At 65.3% G+C, this 1,330-nt stretch carries 1 protein-coding gene; it reads left to right on the forward strand.

The genetic code is table 11. The features are described from left to right. Positions 1-50 precede the first annotated feature (50 nt). Positions 51-1,303, forward strand: a protein-coding gene (locus tag MKW14_RS40650; RefSeq protein WP_240871812.1) for an IS3 family transposase whose coding sequence is annotated in 2 segments (ribosomal slippage) — positions 51-333 and positions 333-1,303 — 1,254 coding nt in all. Because the reading frame shifts where the segments join, the coding sequence is not laid out codon by codon here. Positions 1,304-1,330: the final 27 nt, after the last annotated feature.

Consider the following 1,330-nt stretch of genomic DNA (forward strand, 5'->3'; position numbering starts at 1 on the left):
TGAACCGCCCCGGTTCGAATGGAGACTCGATTTCATGAAAGGATCGAGTCATGGCACGACCTTCCCGTTACCCGCTTGAGCTCCGCCGTCGTGCGGTGCGCATGGTCGCCGAGGTGCGCGACGACTACCCGAACGAGACGGCCGCCCTGCAGGTGGTCGCCGACAAGCTCGGCATCGGCTCCCGCGAGACACTGCGGAACTGGCTGAAGCAGCACGACATCGACGCGGGGACGCGCCCGGGGACGACGACGGAGGAGTCCGCCCAGATCAAGGCACTGAAGAAAGAGAACGCCGAGCTCAAGCGGGCCAACGAGATCCTGAAGGCCGCGGCGAGTTTCTTCGCGGCCGAGCTCGACCGGCCACACACGCGCTCGTAGCGTTCATCGACGAGCACCGGGACCGCTTCGGCGGCGTCGAGCCGATCTGCAGGACGCTCACCGCACACGACTGCAAGATCGCCCCATCCACGTACTACGCCCACAAGAAACGCCTCAAAACTCCCTCCGCCCGTTCCGTGCGCGATGAGGAACTCAAAGAGCGGATCCGGGAGGTCTACACGTCCAACTACCGCGTCTACGGGGCCCGGAAGATCTGGCGCGAGCTGAACCGCCAGGGACATGCGGTGGCCCGCTGCACCGTCGAGCGCCTCATGCGCGAGCTCGGGCTCCAGGGCGCGGTGCGCGGCAAGCGCGTCATCACCACGATCCCCGGCGGGCAGGCTGAGCGAGCCCCAGACCTGGTCGACCGCGACTTCGTCGCCGCCGCTCCGAACCGGTGCTGGGTGGCGGACTTCACCCATGTGAAGACGTGGTCCTCCACCGTCTACATCGCGTTCGTCGTGGACACCTTCTCCCGCCGGATCGTCGGCTGGTCGGCGGCTACCGTGAAGGAGACCGTCTTCGTCCTTGACGCTCTCGAGATGGCCGTCTGGCAACGCGACCGGGACCAACGCCCTATCCGTCCGGGCGAGTTGATCCATCACTCGGACGCCGGGTCGCAGTACACATCGTTCAAGCTCGCCGAGCACCTGGACGCGGCCGGCATCGCCGCCTCTATCGGCTCGGTCGGCGACGCCTACGACAACGCCCTGATGGAGTCGACGATCGGCCTGTACAAAACCGAGTTGATCAAACCCCAGCGGCCCTGGAAGACGCTCGCCCACGTCGAACTGGCCACCGCCGAGTGGGTCGACTGGTACAACCATCGCAGGCTCCACGGTGAGATAGGCCACGTTCCGCCCGTCGAGTACGAAGCCAACCACTACATGGAATCCGCAAAGCCCCAGGTCACAAACACAATCTGAGATCTCTATCGAACCCGGGGCGGTTCA

Origin of the sequence: Streptomyces gilvus, assembly GCF_022513565.1 — a bacterium.
Lineage (GTDB): Bacteria > Actinomycetota > Actinomycetes > Streptomycetales > Streptomycetaceae > Streptomyces > Streptomyces gilvus.